At 68.6% G+C, this 17358-nt stretch carries 17 protein-coding genes; 16 read left to right on the plus strand and 1 reads right to left on the minus strand.

Going from position 1 to position 17358, the window contains the following annotated elements:
- The 11 genes from HC022_RS07310 to HC022_RS07360 form a co-directional block, all read left to right on the plus strand.
- Window positions 1-1208, plus strand: a 1208-nt coding sequence (locus HC022_RS07310; RefSeq protein WP_167451968.1) for an alanine/glycine:cation symporter family protein, incomplete at its 5' end; no start/stop codon positions are given.
- A 60-nt stretch (window positions 1209-1268) separates the two neighbouring features.
- Window positions 1269-1862 (plus strand): bifunctional nicotinamidase/pyrazinamidase, encoded by a 594-nt coding sequence (gene pncA, locus HC022_RS07315; RefSeq protein ID WP_089956526.1) that lies wholly within the window; start codon window positions 1269-1271, stop codon window positions 1860-1862.
- Between the two features lie 70 nt (window positions 1863-1932).
- Window positions 1933-4284: a PAS domain-containing hybrid sensor histidine kinase/response regulator gene (locus HC022_RS07320; RefSeq protein ID WP_167451969.1), complete on the plus strand. Its 2352-nt coding sequence runs from the start codon at window positions 1933-1935 to the stop codon at window positions 4282-4284.
- On the plus strand, window positions 4221-5510 hold the full coding sequence (gene pncB / locus HC022_RS07325; RefSeq protein ID WP_089956532.1) for a nicotinate phosphoribosyltransferase: 1290 nt from the start codon (window positions 4221-4223) through the stop codon (window positions 5508-5510). Before HC022_RS07320 ends, pncB begins: the two co-directional genes overlap by 64 nt.
- Before the next feature lie 86 nt (window positions 5511-5596).
- On the plus strand, window positions 5597-7018 hold the full coding sequence (locus HC022_RS07330; protein ID WP_167451970.1) for a homospermidine synthase: 1422 nt from the start codon (window positions 5597-5599) through the stop codon (window positions 7016-7018).
- 225 nt (window positions 7019-7243) lie between these two features.
- On the plus strand, window positions 7244-8329 hold the full coding sequence (hisC, locus tag HC022_RS07335) for a histidinol-phosphate transaminase (protein WP_008886589.1): 1086 nt from the start codon (window positions 7244-7246) through the stop codon (window positions 8327-8329).
- A complete protein-coding gene (locus tag HC022_RS07340) occupies window positions 8326-9255 on the plus strand; it encodes a prephenate/arogenate dehydrogenase family protein (RefSeq protein ID WP_089956540.1) in 930 nt (309 codons plus the stop codon). Before hisC ends, HC022_RS07340 begins: the two co-directional genes overlap by 4 nt.
- Before the next feature lie 91 nt (window positions 9256-9346).
- Window positions 9347-10285 (plus strand): extensin family protein, encoded by a 939-nt coding sequence (locus HC022_RS07345; protein ID WP_167451971.1) that lies wholly within the window; start codon window positions 9347-9349, stop codon window positions 10283-10285.
- 54 nt (window positions 10286-10339) lie between these two features.
- Complete coding sequence (locus tag HC022_RS07350; protein ID WP_167451972.1) at window positions 10340-10774, plus strand: VOC family protein; 435 nt, start codon at window positions 10340-10342, stop codon at window positions 10772-10774.
- A gap of 150 nt (window positions 10775-10924) precedes the next feature.
- A complete protein-coding gene (locus tag HC022_RS07355; protein ID WP_167451973.1) occupies window positions 10925-11977 on the plus strand; it encodes a cytochrome-c peroxidase in 1053 nt (350 codons plus the stop codon).
- A gap of 205 nt (window positions 11978-12182) precedes the next feature.
- Window positions 12183-12725 carry a hypothetical protein gene (locus HC022_RS07360; protein WP_167451974.1) on the plus strand — a complete coding sequence of 181 codons (543 nt, stop codon included), beginning with the start codon at window positions 12183-12185 and terminating at the stop codon, window positions 12723-12725.
- A 111-nt stretch (window positions 12726-12836) separates the two neighbouring features.
- Here the strand turns inward: HC022_RS07360 and HC022_RS07365 are convergent, their stop codons facing one another.
- Entirely contained in the window at window positions 12837-13397 is a 561-nt protein-coding gene (locus HC022_RS07365; RefSeq protein ID WP_167451975.1) for a TlpA disulfide reductase family protein, read from the minus strand.
- Between the two features lie 22 nt (window positions 13398-13419).
- Here HC022_RS07365 and argH point away from each other — a divergent pair, with 22 nt between their 5' ends.
- From argH to HC022_RS07390, 5 genes are all read left to right on the plus strand, one after another.
- Window positions 13420-14811, plus strand: coding sequence for an argininosuccinate lyase (argH, locus tag HC022_RS07370; RefSeq protein WP_167451976.1), 1392 nt, complete (start codon window positions 13420-13422; stop codon window positions 14809-14811).
- Window positions 14808-14954, plus strand: a complete 147-nt coding sequence (locus HC022_RS07375; protein ID WP_167451977.1) for an argininosuccinate lyase — start codon at window positions 14808-14810, stop codon at window positions 14952-14954. The genes argH and HC022_RS07375 overlap by 4 nt, the downstream gene beginning before the upstream one ends.
- A complete protein-coding gene (locus HC022_RS07380; RefSeq protein ID WP_167451978.1) occupies window positions 14951-15268 on the plus strand; it encodes a DUF2834 domain-containing protein in 318 nt (105 codons plus the stop codon). The genes HC022_RS07375 and HC022_RS07380 overlap by 4 nt, the downstream gene beginning before the upstream one ends.
- 181 nt (window positions 15269-15449) lie before the next feature.
- A complete protein-coding gene (gene lysA / locus HC022_RS07385) occupies window positions 15450-16715 on the plus strand; it encodes a diaminopimelate decarboxylase (protein WP_167451979.1) in 1266 nt (421 codons plus the stop codon).
- Between the two features lie 37 nt (window positions 16716-16752).
- Window positions 16753-17358, plus strand: a 606-nt coding sequence (locus HC022_RS07390) for a DUF4175 family protein (RefSeq protein ID WP_167451980.1), incomplete at its 3' end; no start/stop codon positions are given.

A 17358-nucleotide genomic window follows, 5' to 3' on the forward strand; every position in this document is an offset into this window, starting at 1 on the left:
ACATCGCGGGCGTCGCCGTGGCGATCACCGCCGGCGGCCCGGGCGCTGTGTTCTGGATGTGGGCGATCGCGCTGGTGGGCATGTGCTCGGGGCTGATCGAGGCCACGCTGGCGCAGGCATACAAGCGCACCAGCGCCGCGGGCGACTACCGCGGTGGTCCCGCACGGTCGATCATCCACGGGCTGGGCGAGAACTACCGCTGGCTTGCGATCATCTACGCGGTCTGCCTGATCGCCTCCTTCGCCATCGGCTTCAACGCCTTCCAGGGCAACACCGTCGCGGGTGCGGCGCAGGACAGCATGGGCATCCCGCGTGTCGCCACCGGCGCGCTGCTCGCGGTGCTAACCGGGATCATCGTCTTCGGCGGCATCCACCGCATCGCCAAGGCCGCGGACGTGATCATCCCGGTCATGGCCATCGGCTACATCGGCATGGCGCTGATCATCATCCTGCTGAACATCACCAGCCTGCCCGGCGTGATCTGGGATATCGTCGCCAACGCCTTCGGTTTCCGCGAGGCGGTTGCCGGTGGCATGGGGGCGGCCATCGCCAACGGGCTGCGGCGCGGGCTCTTCTCGAACGAGGCCGGGCTCGGCTCGGCGCCCAACGTCGCCGCCACCGCCTACAACCTGCACCCGGTGAGCCAAGGTATCACCCAGAGCTTCTCGGTCTTCATCGACACCATCGTCATCTGCTCCTGCACCGCCTTCGTCATCCTGCTGGGCGACGTCTACCAGCCGGGGGCCGAGGGCATCGACGGCGTGGCGCTGACCCAGCAGAGCATGGTCAACCATGTCGGCACCTGGGCGCAGTACTTCCTGACCTTCGCCATTCTGCTCTTCTCGTTCAGCTCGATCATGTACAACTACTACCTCGGCGAGAACGCGCTGACCTTCATGACCGAGAAGCCCGTCGCGCTGCTGGTGCTGCGCATCGCGATCATCGGCATCGTCTTCCTCGGCGCGACCGCGCCCGGGGCGACGGTGGTGTTCTCGTTCTCGGACCCGATGATGGGCATCCTCGCCATCGTGAACCTGCTGGCGCTGATGATGCTCTTCCCGATCGCGCAACGGCTGATCCGCGATTTCCGCGACCAGATCAGGCGGGGCGTCGCCAAGCCGATCTTCGATCCGGCCGACTTCCCCGACCTCGACGTCGACCCGGGCGCCTGGCCCGACGCGCCCTCCGCGCGCCGCGCCGCGGAGTGACCCCCGGGCGCCCCCTGTCCGCGGGGGCGCTCCCGACGCCGTATTGAGGGAACCGCGCCGATGCATGCGCTGATCGTCATCGACCTGCAGGTGGATTTCTGCCCGGGCGGCGCGCTCGCGGTGGCGGGCGGCGACGAGATCGTCGGCCCGGTCAACGCGATGATGGCGGAGTTCGACGCCGTCATCCTGACCCAGGACTGGCACCCGGCAGAGCATTCCTCCTTCGCCGCCAACCATCCCGGCAAGGCGCCCTACGAAATGACCGAGATGCCTTACGGGCCGCAGGTGCTCTGGCCTGTGCATTGCGTGCAGGGCAGCGCCGGGGCCGCCTTCCACCCCCGGCTCGACACCGACCGCGCCGATCTGGTGATCCGCAAGGGCTTCCGGCCCGCCATCGACAGCTATTCCGCCTTCTTCGAGAACGATCGCAGCACCCCCACCGGGCTCGAGGGCTACCTGCGCAGCCGCGGCATCGACACGCTGACCATGGTCGGGCTCGCGCTGGATTTCTGCGTGCAGTACTCGGCGCTGGATGCGGCCCGGCTGGGCTTTGACGTCACCGTGCGCGAGGGCGCCTGCCGTGGCATCGACCTCGACGGATCGCAGGCGGCGGCGCAGGCGGCGATGGCGGCGGCGGGCGTTACGCTGGCCTAGGCGCCGGGCTTGCGCATTTCTTAACCATCAGCGCGCTACAAGGGCCGGGCCAACTTCTCGGGGTCCGCTCATGGCCGAAAGCCACGCAGAGGAAAATCCGTCCCTCGCCGCGTTCGAGGTGCGCAACAGTCCCGAGGGGCTGCTGCGTCGCTATGCGCGCGGCCGGGTCCGGCATTTCGCGGCGCGGCAGATCGCGACGGTGAGCGGGGCAATCGCGCTGTGGCTGCTGGTGTCGCCCAGGGCGGCGCTGCTGGTGACGGTGCTCGCCATTGGCGGCGAACTTGTGGACTGCGCGCTGCTCGCAAGGGTGCCGGCACTGCTGGCGCGCGGGATCCCGGTGCACCGGCTGCTCGCGCTCACCAGCTTCACCGCCGGGATCCAGGGTCTCACCGTCGCGGCGACGGTGCTGGTCGCGCAGGGCACCGCGTTGGAGGGCGAGGCGTCGCTCTTCAGCTTTGCCTTCCTCCTGGCGGCGGTGCTGAACGCGGGCGTGGTGCGGCGCTACCACCCGCAGGCCGCCAATATCCGCATCGCGATCTTTGCGGTCACCGGCGTCGCGGGCTACGCGCTCGAGGAGATGTTCGACGAAAGCGTCGAGGGGCTGATCTACAACGCCTTCGGTCTGGCGATGCTCGGCTTCATCGCCTTCGTCTTCCTGCGCTTCGTCGACCGCGCCGAGCGTCGCCGCACCGAGGACAGCCGCCGCCTGCTGGTCGGGCAGGAGGCGCTGGAGCGCGCCAACAGCGACCTGCGCGAGTCGCAGGCCGAGGCGCGGCAGCTGGCGCTCGTGGCGCGGCACGCCAACGATTCCTTCATGCTGCTCGACAACGCCTTGCGCATCATCTGGGTGAACGAGGGCTTCACCCGGATGAAGGGCTTCCACGCCGACGAGGTCATGGGCCGCACCCCGGTCGAGGTGCTCGCCGGGCCCGACAGCGATCTCGAGGCGCTGACCGAGATCTCGCGCAGCGCTCTCGCCGGCGAGCCGCTGCGCATAGAGATCCTCAACTATACCAAGGACGGTCGCCAGATCTGGGTCGAGGCGGTGTTCGCGCCGATGCTCGACGCCAGCGGCACCGTCGAGAAGGTCATCGTGACCGAGCGCGACATCACCGACGCGCGGCTGCGCGCGATCGAGCTTGCGGACGCCAAGGAGCGGGCGGAATCCGGCGCCCGCGCCAAGGCCGCCTTCCTCGCCACCATGAGCCACGAGATCCGCACGCCGATGAACGGCATCATCGGCATGGCGGACCTGCTCTCCGACGGGGCGCTGTCCGAGGACCAGCAGCTCTACGTCGCGACGATCCGGACCTCGGCCGAGGCACTGCTGAAGATCATCAACGACATTCTCGACTACTCGAAGCTCGAGGCGGACAAGTTCGCCATCGTGGCGGAGCCCTTCTCGCTTGCTGCCTGCATCCGCGACGCCGCCGGCATCCTGCGGCCGCAGGCGCTCGAGAAGGGGCTGTTCCTCGATATCTGCCACGAGCGACCGCTGCCCGACAGCGTGCTCGGCGACAGCGGGCGGCTGCGGCAGATCCTCATCAACCTGCTGGGCAACGCGGTGAAGTTCACCGCGACCGGAGGGGTGACGCTGACCACGCGGGTCGAGGGCGACGATGCCGGCGTGGCGCTGACCGTGACCGTGCAGGACAGTGGCATCGGCGTGGCGCCCGACCGTGCCGAGCGCATCTTCGACCAGTTCGAGCAGGCCGATGCCGAGACCACCCGGCGATTCGGCGGCACCGGGCTCGGGCTCGCCATCTCGCGCGAGCTGGCGGTCCGCATGGGCGGCGGGCTGCGGCTGGTCGAGGGCCGTGGCCCAGGCGCCTGTTTCGAGCTGACGCTGCGGCTGGCGAAGGCCGGAGCCGAGCCCGCGGCGCCCAATGTCCGGATCCCGCCGGACGAGCAGCTGCTGCCGTTCCGCCTTCTGCTGGCCGAGGACAACGGCACCAACCGGCTGCTGGTGAAGCGCTTCCTCGAAGGGCACATGATCACCATCACCGAGGCGCTCAACGGCCGCGACGCGGTCGAGCGGGTGCGCATCGACCAGCCCGACGTGGTGCTGATGGACATGTCGATGCCGGTGCTCGACGGGCTCGCGGCCACCCGCGCCATCCGCGCCTCGGACCAGCCGCAGCCGTGGATCATCGCGCTCACCGCCAATGCCTTCGACAGCGACCGCGAGGCCTGCCTCGCCACCGGGATGGACGACTTTCTTGGCAAGCCGCTGCGGAAAAGCGCGCTGCTGGCGGCACTTGCACGGGCGCAACGGCACTGGACGGGGGAGAAAGCCCTTGGCCCTCCGGCGCAGGATGCCGTATCAGGGGGCTCGACCCCTTCGGATGAGGCCTCGCAGTGGAAATCGCCACCAGAGTCTGGAACCACAAGTGGAAGATCGATCCGATCGTCCGCTCGCTGATCGATACCGACTTCTACAAGCTGCTGATGTGTCAGTCGGTCTTTCACAACCGGCGCGACGTGAAGGTGACCTTCAGCCTCATCAACCGCTCCAAGCACGTCCCGCTCGCCAAGCTCATCGACGAGGGCGAGCTGCGCGAACAGCTCGACCACATCCGGTCGCTGTCGCTGACCCGGGGCGAAAGCACCTGGCTGCGCGGCAACACCTTCTACGGCAAGCGCCAGATGTTCCGCTCGGACTTCATGGAGTGGTTCGAGAACCTGCGCCTGCCGCCCTATTTCCTCGAACGCGTCGGCGACCAGTACGAGCTGACCTTCGAAGGCTCCTGGCCCGAGGTCATGCTGTGGGAGATCCCGGCGCTCGCGGTGCTGATGGAGCTGCGCAGCCGCGCCGTGCTCAACGACATGAAGAAGTTCGAGCTGCAGGTGCTCTACGCGCGCGCCGCCACCAAGCTTTGGGAGAAGATCGAGCGCCTGCGCGAGCAGCCCGGGGTGAAGATCGCCGATTTCGGCACGCGGCGGCGACACAGCTTCCTGTGGCAGGACTGGTGCGTGCAGGCGATGACCGAGGGGCTGGGCGAGAACTTCACCGGCACCTCGAACTGCCTCATCGCCAAGAACCGGGATCTCGAGGCCATCGGCACCAATGCCCACGAGCTGCCCATGGTCTACGCCGCGCTGGCGCAGGATGACGCGGCGCTGGCCCGCGCGCCCTATGACGTGCTCGCCGACTGGCACCAGGAGCACGAGGGCAACCTGCGCATCATCCTGCCCGACACCTACGGCACCGAGGGCTTTCTCGAGCGCGCCCCCGACTGGCTCGCCGGCTGGACCGGCATCCGCATCGACAGCGGCGCGCCCGAGCAGGGCGCCGAGGCGGCCATCGCCTGGTGGAAGGCGCGCGGCGAGGATCCGACCCGGAAGCTGGTGATCTTCTCGGACGGGCTCGATGTGGAGAAGATCCTCGAGCTCTACCGCAAGTTCCAGGGCCGGGTGCGGGTCTCGTTCGGCTGGGGCACGCTGCTCACCAACGATTTCCGCGGGCTCACCCCCGACGACCGGCTGGCGCCGTTCAGCCTTGTCTGCAAGGCGGTGAGCGCCGATGGCCACCCGACGGTGAAGCTCTCGGACAACCCCAACAAGGCGATGGGCCCCGCCGCCGAGATCGAGCGCTACAAGCGGGTGTTCCGCGTCGGCGAGCAGGAGCGGCGCGACGTCGTCGTCTGAAGCGCGCGGGGCACTAAGTCTCGCCTGTTGCAACCCGGTTGGCGCTGACCCACAGGCAGCTCCCGTACATCAGAAGGACGGCACGCATGGCAGAGGAATACCCGGTCTACGGACGCATCGACGGGCCCATCGTCATGATCGGCTTCGGGTCGATCGGCAAGGGGACCTGGCCGCTGATCGAACGGCACTTCGACTATGACGCCCACAAGTTCACGGTGATCGAGCCCGACCCGAGGCAGACCAACTTCCTGCGGCAGCACAAGATCAACCACGTGACCACCCGGCTCACGCCCGAGAATTACCGCGAGGTGCTGGGCGGGCTGTTTTCCGAGGGCAAGGGCTTCTGCGTCAACCTCTCGGTCGATACCTCGTCGCTCGACATCATGAAATTCTGCCGCGAGATCGGGGTGCTCTACATCGACACCGTGGTCGAGCCCTGGGCCGGTTTCTACTTCGACACCGAGAACAACGCCGAGCGCACCAACTACGCGCTGCGCCAGAAGGTGCGCGACGAGAAGGCGGCGAACCCCGGCGGCACCACCGCGGTCAGCTGCTGCGGCGCCAACCCGGGCATGGTGAGCTGGTTCGTCAAGGAAGCGCTGCTGACTCTCGCGCGCGACACCGGACGCAGCGTCGACACGCCCAGCGACCGCGCCGGTTGGGGCAAGCTGATGCAGAGCCTCGGCGTGCAGGGCGTGCACATCGCCGAGCGCGACACCCAGGCCCGCCGCCAGCCGCGGCCGCGCGGCGTCTTCGTCAACACCTGGTCGGTCGAGGGCTTCATCGCCGAGGGCTTCCAGCCCGCCGAGCTTGGCTGGGGCACGCACGAACCGTGGTTCCCCGAAAACGGCCACAGCCACGACACCGGCTGCAAGGCGGGCATCTGGATCGAGCGTCCCGGCGCCATCACCCGCGTGCACACGTGGTGCCCGACGCCCGGCCCGCAGTTCGGCTTCCTCGTGACCCACAACGAGGCGATCTCGATCTCGGACTACTACACCGTCGGCGACAGGGACGCGCCCGATTTCCGGCCGACCTGCCACTACGCCTACCACCCGTCCGACGACGCGGTGCTGTCGCTGCACGAGATGTTCGGCTCGGGCCGCCAGCAGGAGAAGCACCACATCCTCGACGTGGACGAGATCGTCGAGGGCATCGACGAGCTTGGCGTGCTGCTCTACGGGCACGAGAAGAACGCGCTCTGGTACGGTTCGCGCCTGTCCAACGACGAGACCCGCGACCTCGCGCCCTACCAGAACGCCACCGGCATGCAGGTCACCAGCGCGGTGCTCGCGGGCATGGTCTGGGCGATCGAGAACCCGCAGGCCGGCATCGTCGAGACCGACGAGATGGACCACGCCCGCTGCCTCGAGGTGCAGACGCCCTACCTCGGCCCGGTCGAGGCGCATTACACCGACTGGACCCCGCTGCAGGACCGCTGGGAGCATTTCCCCGAGGACATCGACGAGAACGAGCCCTGGGCGTTCCGCAACGTGCTCGCCACCTGAACGCCGTGGCATGGTGCGGGGCATCCCCTGCGCCATGCGCGCCGGAACGGGCGGCGCTGGACGCCTGTCGAAAGAGCAGCCCCCGCGCCCCGGAAAATTCGCAATAACTTGTATCGCTTTCCGACATCTCGCCCATTGGTCGTGCGTCGAAAGCGACACATGGTGTTGCGGGTGGTTCCCGAAACGCTCTAGAAGGGCGCGGCACGTTATTTTGAAGGTGGTAACATGGCTGGCATCGAACCGCGGCCCGGCATCATGGACATCGCCCTTTACGTCGGCGGCAAGTCGCGCGTCGAGGGCGTTTCCAACGTCATCAAGCTCAGCTCGAACGAGAACCCGTTCGGCCCGTCTCCGGCGGCGCAAGAGGCAGTCCGCCGTGTCGTGCACGAGATGCATCGTTACCCCTCCACCGACCATGCCGAGCTGCGCCAGGCGATTGCCGAGGTGCACGGGCTCGAGGCCGAGCGCATCATCCTCGGCGTCGGCTCCGACGAGGTGCTGCAGTTCCTCGCCCAAGCCTATGCCGGCCCGGGCGACGAGGTGATCCACACCGAGCACGGCTTCGCGATGTACGAGATCCTCGCCCGCGCGGTCGGAGCGACGCCGGTCGAGGTCGCCGAGACCGAGCGCGTGGTCAGCGTCGACAACATCCTCGCGGCCTGCAACGAGCGCACGCGGCTGGTGTTCATCGCCAACCCCAACAACCCGACCGGCACCATGATCGGCCTCGCCGAGATCGAGCGGCTGGCCGAGAACCTGCCGCCGCAGGCGATCCTGGTGCTCGATGGCGCCTACGCCGAATACGTCGAGGGCTATGACGGCGGCGCGCGTCTCGTCGAGGCGCGCGGCAACGTCTTCATGACCCGTACCTTCTCCAAGCTCTACGGGCTTGGCGGGATGCGCGTCGGCTGGGGCTATGGTCCGCAGGAGATCATCGACGTGCTGAACCGGGTCCGGCAGCCGTTCAACCTGTCGAACGTCGCGCTGGTGGCCGCCGAGGCGGCGCTGCGCGACACCGCCCACGTCGAGAAGAGCCGCGAGGACAACACCCGCCTGCGCGCCTGGCTGGCCGAGGCGCTGGCCGAGCATGGCGTGCCGTCGGATGCCTCGACCGCCAACTTCGTGCTGGCGCGTTTCGCCAGCGCCGACGAGGCCGGGGCCTGCGACGCGTATCTCCAGAAGCAGGGCATCATCGTGCGCCGGGTGACCGGCTACGGGCTGCCGGCGGCGCTGCGCATCACCGTGGGCGACGAGGCATCGTGCCGCCGCGTGGCGCATTGCATCGGCCTGTTCAAGGCGGGCGAGCGATGACCTACCGCCGTGTCGCGCTGATCGGGCTCGGGCTCATCGCCTCCTCGATGTTCTGGGCCATGCGTCGCGCCGGGATGGACGCGCACGTCACGGGCTATGCCCGCAGCGAGGAAACCCGCGAGACCGCCCGCCGCATCGGCTTGTGCGACACGGTCTGCGACAGCGCCGAAGAGGCGGTGAAGGATGCCGATCTCGTGGTGCTCGCCGTTCCGGTGGGCGCCATGGGCCGGGTGGCCGAGGCCATCGCGCCCTATCTGAAGCCGGGCTGCACCGTGACCGACGTGGGTTCGGTGAAGAAGGCCGTGATCGAGGCGGTGGGTCCGCACATCCCCGAGGGCGTTGATTTCGTCCCCGCCCACCCGATGGCGGGGACCGAGCATTCCGGCCCCGAATCCGGCTTCGCCTCGCTCTTCGACAACCGCTGGTGCCTGATCGTGCCCGACGGTGCGCGCGAAGAAGCGACCGACCGGCTCGAGGCCTATTGGCGGGCGCTGGGCGCCAACACCCAGCGCATGGAGGTCGAGCATCACGACCTTGTCTGCGCGGTGGTGAGCCACGTGCCGCACCTCATCGCCTACACCATGGTGGGCGTGGCGGACGACCTGCGCCGGGTCTCGGACCAGGAGGTCATCAAGTTCTCGGCCGCCGGTTTCCGCGACTTCACCCGGATCGCTGCCTCGGACCCGACCATGTGGCGCGACGTGTTCCTGACCAACAAGGAAGCCTCGCTCGAGATCCTCGGGCGCTTCACCGAAGAGCTCTTCGCGTTGCAGCGGGCGATCCGCACCGGCGACGGGGACACGCTTTTCGACTATTTTACCCACACGCGGGCGATCCGCCGTGGTATCGTCCAGGCGGGGCAGGACACCGATGCCCCCGACTTCGGACGGATCAGGAAAGAGCAAGGCGGTTCGGGACAAGGCTGAATCGCCCTGCGCGGCCTCATCCTCGCCGGGTCGGTGCGAACTCGGATCCCGGGCGGCCACGCGCTTCCCGGAGCAGGATGAAAGGGCAGGCATGCGGATAGTTTGGGCGTCGGCGCTGACGGCAGGGCTTGCGGTGCAGGCGATGGCGGCAGCTCCCGAAAGCTCGGTGCGCCCGATGCCGCGGGCTGCGGTCGAGACCGTGGCGCCCGCGCCTGTTGCCGAAACCAGGACCCTTCTCAAGCCCATGGTGGCGGACGCCGAAGCGCAGATCCGCCCCGCCGCCCGTCCCTCGAGCATCGAGGCAATCTTCCATCGCGACGTCGCCGACGAGCTGCGCGCCGCCGGCGTGCCCGGCTTCGTCCCCGAGGATGCCGCGCTGGGCATCGCCCGCGCCACCGCCTTTGCCGCGCGCTCGCCGCAGGCCATCGCGCTGTCGCTGCGGCCGCTGCTGCGCCCGCCGGCGATGGTGGAAAAGGCCATGGCCCGGCGGCAGGAGCGTGCGCGCGGCGCGGTCTGCGGCGATCTGGCATTGCAGGGCCAGCACGTCGGGCACGTGCCGGGCCGGATCCCGGCCTGCGGGGTGCAGGACGCGGTGAAGATCCGTTCGGTCGCGGGCGTCTCCCTGAGCCAGCAGGCGGTGATGGACTGCACCACCGCCAAGACCCTCAAGCGCTGGGTGGAGAGCGGACTGAAACCGGCGGTCGGAAGCCAGGGCGGCGGTGTCGCCGGGCTGCGCGTCGCGGCGCATTACGCCTGCCGGACCCGCAACAACCAGCCCGGCGCCAAGGTCAGCGAGCATGGCAAGGGGCGCGCCATCGACATTGCCGGGGTGCGGCTCAAGGACGGCTCCGAGATCAGCGTCTTGCACGATTGGGGCCGCGGCGCCAAGGGCGCCTCGCTCAAGCGGATGCACGGCAGCGCCTGCCGCACCTTCGGCACGGTGCTGGGGCCGGGCTCGGACGGGTATCATCGCGACCACCTGCATTTCGACACCGCCCGGCACCGCAGCGGCGGCTCCTACTGCCGCTGAGCGCGCTTGCCTCGCGGCGCGCTCCGCCGCAGGCTGCCGGCGGGAGGACACCGCATGAAACTCACCCTGCATCACATCAACCTGTCGACCCAGAAGGTCGGCGAGATTACCGACTTCTACCGCCGGGTGCTGTGCCTGAGCGACACCGACCGCGACATCCCCGCGCTCGAGAAGGGCAAGGGCTACAGCGGCGAGGTGGGCTTCGTCTGGGACGGCGCGGTGCAGGTGCACCTCGCGGAAAAGGACGTGATGGCGGGGTTCAAGACCGGCCAGATCGTCAACCCGCTGGTGCGCGGCCACATCGCCTACCGGACCGACGATCTCGACGCCTTCCGCGCCCATCTCGAGGCGCAGGGCGTGCCCTATTCCGACTGGGGCCACGCGGCGGTGAAGGGCTGGCGGCAGATCTTCTTCTACGATCCCGACGGCAATATCATCGAGGTGCACGAGGTCTCGGCCACCCCGGACGGGGCCGCGGACAGCTCCTAAAGATGACCATTATGCCTTTGTTTAAAAAGAGATAAACTCGCGGATTCGACGGCCTGACTTGCGCTGGATCAAGGTGAAGTCTCCGATAGTTTATAATCGTTCTAAACGGAAGCTCGCGGACACCACCTTCCGGAACGAACGGAGACCGTCATGTTCCCCAAAGCAACGCTACCGGTCACGGCGCTGGCCGTGATCCTCGGCGCCCAGTCTGTCGCGGCGCAGGACCTGCGTGCCGACGCGCTCGAGTATTTCTCGGCCCTGCCCTCGACCATTCCCGCGGTCAGGGAGAACCCGATCACCCCGCAGAAGATCGACCTCGGCAAGGCGCTGTTCTTCGACCCGCGCATGTCGGCCTCGGGCGTGTTCTCGTGCAACTCGTGCCACAACCTCGCGACCGGCGGCGACGACAACCTCGAGACCTCGATCGGCCACGGCTGGCAGAAGGGCCCGCGCAACGCGCCGACGGTGCTGAACGCGGTGTTCAACGCGGCGCAGTTCTGGGACGGCCGGGCGCCGGACCTCGCGGCGCAGGCCAAGGGGCCGGTGCAGGCGGGCGTCGAGATGGCCAACACGCCGGACAACGTCGTGGCGACGCTGACCTCGATGCCGCAATACGTCGCGTGGTTCACCGACTCCTTCCCGGACGAGGCCGAGCCGGTCAGTTTCGACAACTTCGCCAAGGCCATCGAGGCCTACGAGGCGACCCTGCTGACCCCCGCGCCCTTCGACGCCTGGCTGAACGGCAACGACGACGCGATGACCGGGACGGAACTCGCCGGGCTGCAGACCTTCATGGATGCGGGCTGCGTGGCCTGCCACAACGGCATCAACGTCGGCGGGCATGACTACTACCCCTTCGGCCTGATCGAGAAACCCGGCGCCGAGGTGCTGCCCGAGGGCGACAAGGGCCGCTTTGCTGTAACCGAGACGGTGGACGACGAATACGTCTTCCGCGCCGCCCCCCTGCGCAACATTGCGGTCACCGCGCCCTATTTCCACTCCGGCGTGGTCTGGGACCTGAAGACCGCGGTCGAGATCATGGCGACCTCGCAGCTCGGCGCCGAGCTGTCGGACGAGGAGGTCGACAACGTCGTGGCCTTCCTGGGAGCGCTGACCGGCGAGATGCCCGAGGTGGTCTACCCGGTGCTGCCCGCCGAGACCGCAGGCACCCCGCGACCCTCGGGCGAGGTGATCGTCGAGTAGCCGGGCGATTCGCCCCGTCGCGGTGGCGCGGCCGGGGGATTGCCGGCCCTTCCGGAAACGGTCTTCCCGCGGCCGGTGGCATTGTTCACCGACCGCGGTGCTATGAAGTGCTTTGTGGCGGGAATTGGGCGGGGCGCTTGTCCCGCGCCAGATTCTCGACAAAGTTCCCCTTGCGGTGGGGGCCGCTGAACCGGAGACGATCGTCATGCGCGCCCGTGTTGCGGCCATCTTGGCCGTGCTGAACGCTACGCCTCTATCCGCCGACATCGCATGGCAGACCGCGCGCATGGCGCCCGGTTCGCTGATGCTGATGGAGGACGAGCGCGGAGAGGGTCTCAGCCACGCGGCCCGCGGCAGAACGGCGGGATTCTTCCGGTTCGACACCTACGAGGGCAAGGGCGATGCTCCGGTCTACGCCGGCAGCTACGACACCAATGACCGGGGCGAGAGGGTGCGCAGCGTGTCCGCCGATGGCGGAATCACGCGCTGCGAGTCGCACCGCTGCGCCCGACCCCTCGGGGCGAGCAGCTATGTCATCGCCCGTTCCGATGGCTTTCGCGAAACCCGCAAGCGGGTGACGCGCGAGACCGCGCCGGGTTCGGCGTGGAAGGAATGGGGGCTCGACGGGCTCGTGGCCACCGGAGCGCCGGAACCGGACCGCTTCGGTGCAGCCAGGACCGGCTGGCGCAAGGACCACGCGGGCGGGGCAACGACCCGCTCGCTGTGGCTCATGCCTGCGCTGCGTTGAGGGCTCGATCCGGGGACCGCACGAGGACAGACGCTGGCAAAGAATGACGCGGGGCAGGGGGAACCTGTCCCGCGTTTTCGTCTGCGGCGTGTCCCGTGGCCCGGGCGGGCCTCAGCCCTCGCCGCCGATCAGCGCCGAAAGCACGGCGCGGGCGTTCTCGGAATCCCACTCTGCATCGCCCATCAGCCGCGCCACCTCCTGACCCTCGGGGTTCAGGATCACCGTGACCGGCAGCCCCAGCACCGCCATCTCGCGCGAGAGCTTGGAACCCGGGTCGCGGTGCAGTGGCAGGTTGTCGACGCCGATCTCTGCGAAGAACTCGGTCATCGCGGGCGGCGGGTTGCGGCCGGTGGCGATGGTCACGACCTCGAAGCGGTCGCCGCCAAGCTCGTCCTGCAAAGCCGAGAGCGCCGGCATCTCCTTGCGGCAGGGGGCGCACCACGTGGCCCAGAAGTTCAACAGCACCCATTTGCCGTTCCAGTCGGACAGGCTCAGAGGCTCACCCTCGAAGGTGGCGAACGCCGCCTGCCCGGCCGGTTTCGGCGCGGAATGGAAGCTCAGCTTCTTCATGTCGCCGTCGCGCAGCCCGTCGGCGGCCGCGACGTCGGCGAGGGCCGGATTTGCAAGCGCCGCGGTGGCGGTATAGAGGAGCGCGAGCGCCAGTTTTCTCATGATCCCTCCCGGAGTGAACACCATGTCCGACAAGTCCTCGAACCAGATGTGGGGCGGCCGCTTCGCCGCAGGTCCCGATGCCATCATGGAGGCGATCAACGCGTCCATCGGCTTCGACAAGCGGCTCGCGGCGCAGGATATCGCCGGCTCGAGGGCCCATGCCGCGATGCTGGCGGCCACGGGCATCATCAGTGATAGCGATGCCGAGACCATTCGGGAAGGTCTGCTCACGGTACTGTCAGAGATCGAAAGCGGGAACTTCGCCTTTTCGACAGCGCTCGAGGACATCCACATGAACGTGGAGGCGCGGCTGAAGGAGGTCGTCGGCGAACCGGCAGGCCGTCTGCACACCGCCCGCTCGCGCAACGACCAGGTCGCGACCGACTTCAAGCTCTGGGTGCGCGAACAGTTCGACGCCTTCGAGAGCGGGCTGCTGGCGCTGATCCGCGCACTGGTCGACCAGGCCGAGGCCGGCGCCGAGTGGGTGATGCCGGGCTTCACCCACCTGCAGACCGCGCAGCCGGTGACCTGGGGCCACCACATGATGGCCTATGTCGAGATGTTCGCCCGCGACCTGAGCCGCGCCCGTGACGCCCGCGCCCGGATGAACGAAAGCCCGCTCGGCGCCGCGGCGCTGGCCGGCACCGGCTTCGCCATCGACCGCCACATGACCGCCGAGGCCCTGGGCTTCGCGCGTCCCGCGGCGAACTCGCTCGACGCCGTCTCCGACCGCGACTTCGCGCTCGAGTTCCTGAGCACGGCCAGCATCTGCGCCATGCACCTCTCGCGCTTCGCCGAAGAGCTGGTGATCTGGTCCTCGGCCCAGTTCCGCTTCGTGGCGCTGTCGGACCGGTTCTCCACCGGGTCCTCGATCATGCCGCAGAAGAAGAACCCCGATGCCGCCGAGCTCATCCGCGCCAAGATCGGCCGGATCTTCGGCGCCAACGTGGCGCTGATGACGGTGATGAAGGGCCTGCCGCTGGCCTATTCCAAGGACATGCAGGAGGACAAGGAGCAGGTCTTCGACGCCGCCGACAACCTGATGCTGGCGCTGGCCGCGATGGAAGGCATGGTCATGGACATGACCGCCAACGTCGCCAACCTCGAAGCCGCCGCCGCCGCGGGCTTCTCGACCGCGACCGATCTCGCCGACTGGCTGGTGCGCGAGACCGGGCTGCCCTTCCGCGAGGCGCACCATGTCACCGGCGCGCTGGTCGCCATGGCCGAGAAGAAGGGCTGCGACCTGCCCGACCTGACGCTCGCCGAGATGCAGACCGTCAGCGGCGCGATCACCGAGGGTATCCATGACGTGCTCGGTGTGCATAACTCGGTCGCGAGCCGCCTGAGCTACGGTGGCACCGCCCCGGTCCGGGTGCGCGAACAGGTGGCCCGCTGGAAGGAGATCCTGGCATGAGAACGATCCTGACGCTCGGAATGGTGGCGCTGCTGGTCGCTTGTGGTGCCGATGGCGAGCCGATCGCTCCCGAGAAGCGCGAGACGCCCGAGCCGGGCATCCGCATCTCGGGCGCGGCGGAGATCGGGGTCAGCAGCCGGTGAGCCTCCGCCTCCGGCACCTCTGGCTCGCGCTTGCGATCTGGGGTGCGGTGCACCCGATGGTCCATTTCCTCGGCTGGTTCCAGCGCGAGGGCTGGTCGCTGCCGGGGCTCGTCGCCGCCTGGTTCGCCAACCCGGCGGTCGCGGGCCTGACCTGGGACCTGCCGAACTCGGCGCTGGGGCCGGTGCTCTTGGTGCTGGCCGAGGTCGCGGTGCGCCGCAACTGGGACGCGCTCTGGGCGATCCCCGCCACCTGCTTCATCGGCGTGAGCTGCGGGTTGCCGCTCTATCTATGGCTGCGCTCCCGACCGGTCTGACCGGAACCCGAAACAACCTGCGCCACGCCCTGCGCATCCAATGGCCGAAAATATCCCGGGGGAGTCTCCGCAAGGAGACGGGGGCAGCGCCCCCGGCCACCGCGCCACCTGGCCGAAGGCAGGGGGTGGCGCGGCGCGCGGCCTTACGCTAAGGGCAGCCCGTCACACTTCGGAGCCAGGCATGGATCATTTTCTCTATCGCAACGGGCAGCTCTATGCCGAGGACGTGCCGGTGTCCGAGATCGCCGCCGCCGTGGGCACGCCGGTCTACATCTATTCCACCGCCACCCTGCTGCGCCATTTCCGGCTCTTCGACGAGGCGCTGGACTGGGGCCCGCACCTCGTCTGCTACGCCATGAAGGCCGCCTCGAACCAGGCGATCCTCAAGACGCTGGCCGCCGCGGGCGCCGGCATGGACGTGGTCTCGGGCGGCGAATACGCGCGCGCCAAGGCCGCGGGCGTGCCCGGCGAGCGCATCGTCTTCTCCGGCGTCGGCAAGACCCGGGACGAAATCCGAACCGCGCTCGAAGGTGGCATCCGCCAGTTCAACATCGAGAGCGAGCCCGAGATGCGGGCGATCTCCGAGGTCGCGTCCGCCCTCGGTGTCGTGGCACCGGTCACCGTGCGGGTGAACCCGGACGTGGACGCCAGGACCCACGCCAAGATCGCCACCGGCAAGAGCGAGAACAAGTTCGGCATCCCCATCGCCAAGGCGCGTCAGGTCTATGCCGAAGCCGCAGCCCTTCCGGGGCTCAAGGTGGTGGGCATCGACGTGCACATCGGCTCGCAGCTGACCGAGCTCGACCCCTTCGCGCTGGCCTACCGCAAGGTGGCCGAGCTGACCGAGGCCCTGCGCGCCGACGGGCACGAGATCAGCCGGCTCGACCTCGGCGGCGGGCTCGGCATTCCCTACACCCGCAGCAACGAGGCGCCGCCCCTGCCGGTGGAATACGGCGGCCTGATCGAGCGCGAACTCGGCCATCTCGGCTGCGAGATCGAGATCGAGCCGGGCCGCCTGATCGCGGGCAACGCCGGCATCCTCGTCTCCGAGGTGATCTACGTGAAAGAGGGCGAGGGCCGGAATTTCCTCATCCTCGATGCCGCCATGAACGATCTGATAAGACCTGCGATGTATGACGCCCATCACGACATCATCCCCGTGGTCGAACCCGAGCCTGGCTGCGAACAGGAGCCCTACGACATCGTGGGCCCGGTGTGCGAGACCGGCGACACCTTCGCCAAGGCGCGGCTGATGCCCGAGCTGCGCGCAGGCGGGCTCGTGGCGTTCCGCTCGGCTGGCGCCTATGGGGCGGTGATGGCGAGCGAGTACAATACGCGGGCACTCATCCCCGAAGTGCTGGTGAAAGATGATCAATTCGCTGTCATTCGCCCGAGACCGAGCTTTGAGGATATCATAAACCGCGATAGCCTTCCCGAGTGGCTGTAGGGCATCCCTCCTGCGGCCCCGACCGCAGGAGACCTTCATGCCCGAGACGGGAAAGCCGCGACCGGACATCCTGAGCCCCATCAAATGGCCGCTTCGCCTGACCCTCTGGGGCATGGCGGCGGAGCGCATCACCCGCGCCTTCTGGCCGCTCTGGTCGCTGCTGATCGCGGCGCTGGGGCTGTTGATGCTGGGCGTGCAGGACATGGTTGCCGTCGAATGGGTCTGGGTCTCGACCGTCGCGCTTCTGGGCGCGGTGGGCTGGGCGGCCTGGCGCGGGGTGCGGATGCTGCACTGGCCGCGCCGGTCCGAGGCGGTGGCCCGTCTCGACGGCACCATGCGCGGCAACCCGATCCAGGCGGCGCTCGACGATCAGGCCATCGGCTCTGCGGACACGGGCTCGCAGGCGGTCTGGCAGGCGCACCAGGCGCGGATGCGCAAGCGCCTCGCCGAGGCCAGGGCGGTGGAACCCGACCTGCGCGTTGCCAAGGCCGATCCCTTCGCCCTGCGCTACGTCGCGCTGCTGGCCTTCGCCGTGGCGCTGGTCTTCGGCTCGTTCCTGAGGGTCTCGTCGGTGACCGCGATGGGGCCCTCGGGCTCGGATCTCGCCTCCGGCCCCGCGTGGGAGGGCTGGATGGAGCCGCCG

This window comes from Salipiger sp. HF18, from assembly GCF_011806505.1.
GTDB classification, from domain to species: Bacteria; Pseudomonadota; Alphaproteobacteria; order Rhodobacterales; family Rhodobacteraceae; genus Salipiger; species Salipiger thiooxidans.

Coding starts and splice junctions, on each gene's coding strand:
- HC022_RS07355 (WP_167451973.1), top strand. CDS start 10,925: ATGTTCCCCAAAGCAACGCTACCGGTCACGGCGCTGGCCGTGATCCTC.
- HC022_RS07350 (WP_167451972.1), top strand. CDS start 10,340: ATGAAACTCACCCTGCATCACATCAACCTGTCGACCCAGAAGGTCGGC.
- lysA (WP_167451979.1), top strand. CDS start 15,450: ATGGATCATTTTCTCTATCGCAACGGGCAGCTCTATGCCGAGGACGTG.
- HC022_RS07360 (WP_167451974.1), top strand. CDS start 12,183: ATGCGCGCCCGTGTTGCGGCCATCTTGGCCGTGCTGAACGCTACGCCT.
- HC022_RS07345 (WP_167451971.1), top strand. CDS start 9,347: ATGCGGATAGTTTGGGCGTCGGCGCTGACGGCAGGGCTTGCGGTGCAG.
- HC022_RS07320 (WP_167451969.1), top strand. CDS start 1,933: ATGGCCGAAAGCCACGCAGAGGAAAATCCGTCCCTCGCCGCGTTCGAG.
- HC022_RS07340 (WP_089956540.1), top strand. CDS start 8,326: ATGACCTACCGCCGTGTCGCGCTGATCGGGCTCGGGCTCATCGCCTCC.
- hisC (WP_008886589.1), top strand. CDS start 7,244: ATGGCTGGCATCGAACCGCGGCCCGGCATCATGGACATCGCCCTTTAC.
- HC022_RS07365 (WP_167451975.1), bottom strand. CDS start 13,397: ATGAGAAAACTGGCGCTCGCGCTCCTCTATACCGCCACCGCGGCGCTT.
- HC022_RS07375 (WP_167451977.1), top strand. CDS start 14,808: ATGAGAACGATCCTGACGCTCGGAATGGTGGCGCTGCTGGTCGCTTGT.
- pncA (WP_089956526.1), top strand. CDS start 1,269: ATGCATGCGCTGATCGTCATCGACCTGCAGGTGGATTTCTGCCCGGGC.
- argH (WP_167451976.1), top strand. CDS start 13,420: ATGTCCGACAAGTCCTCGAACCAGATGTGGGGCGGCCGCTTCGCCGCA.
- HC022_RS07330 (WP_167451970.1), top strand. CDS start 5,597: ATGGCAGAGGAATACCCGGTCTACGGACGCATCGACGGGCCCATCGTC.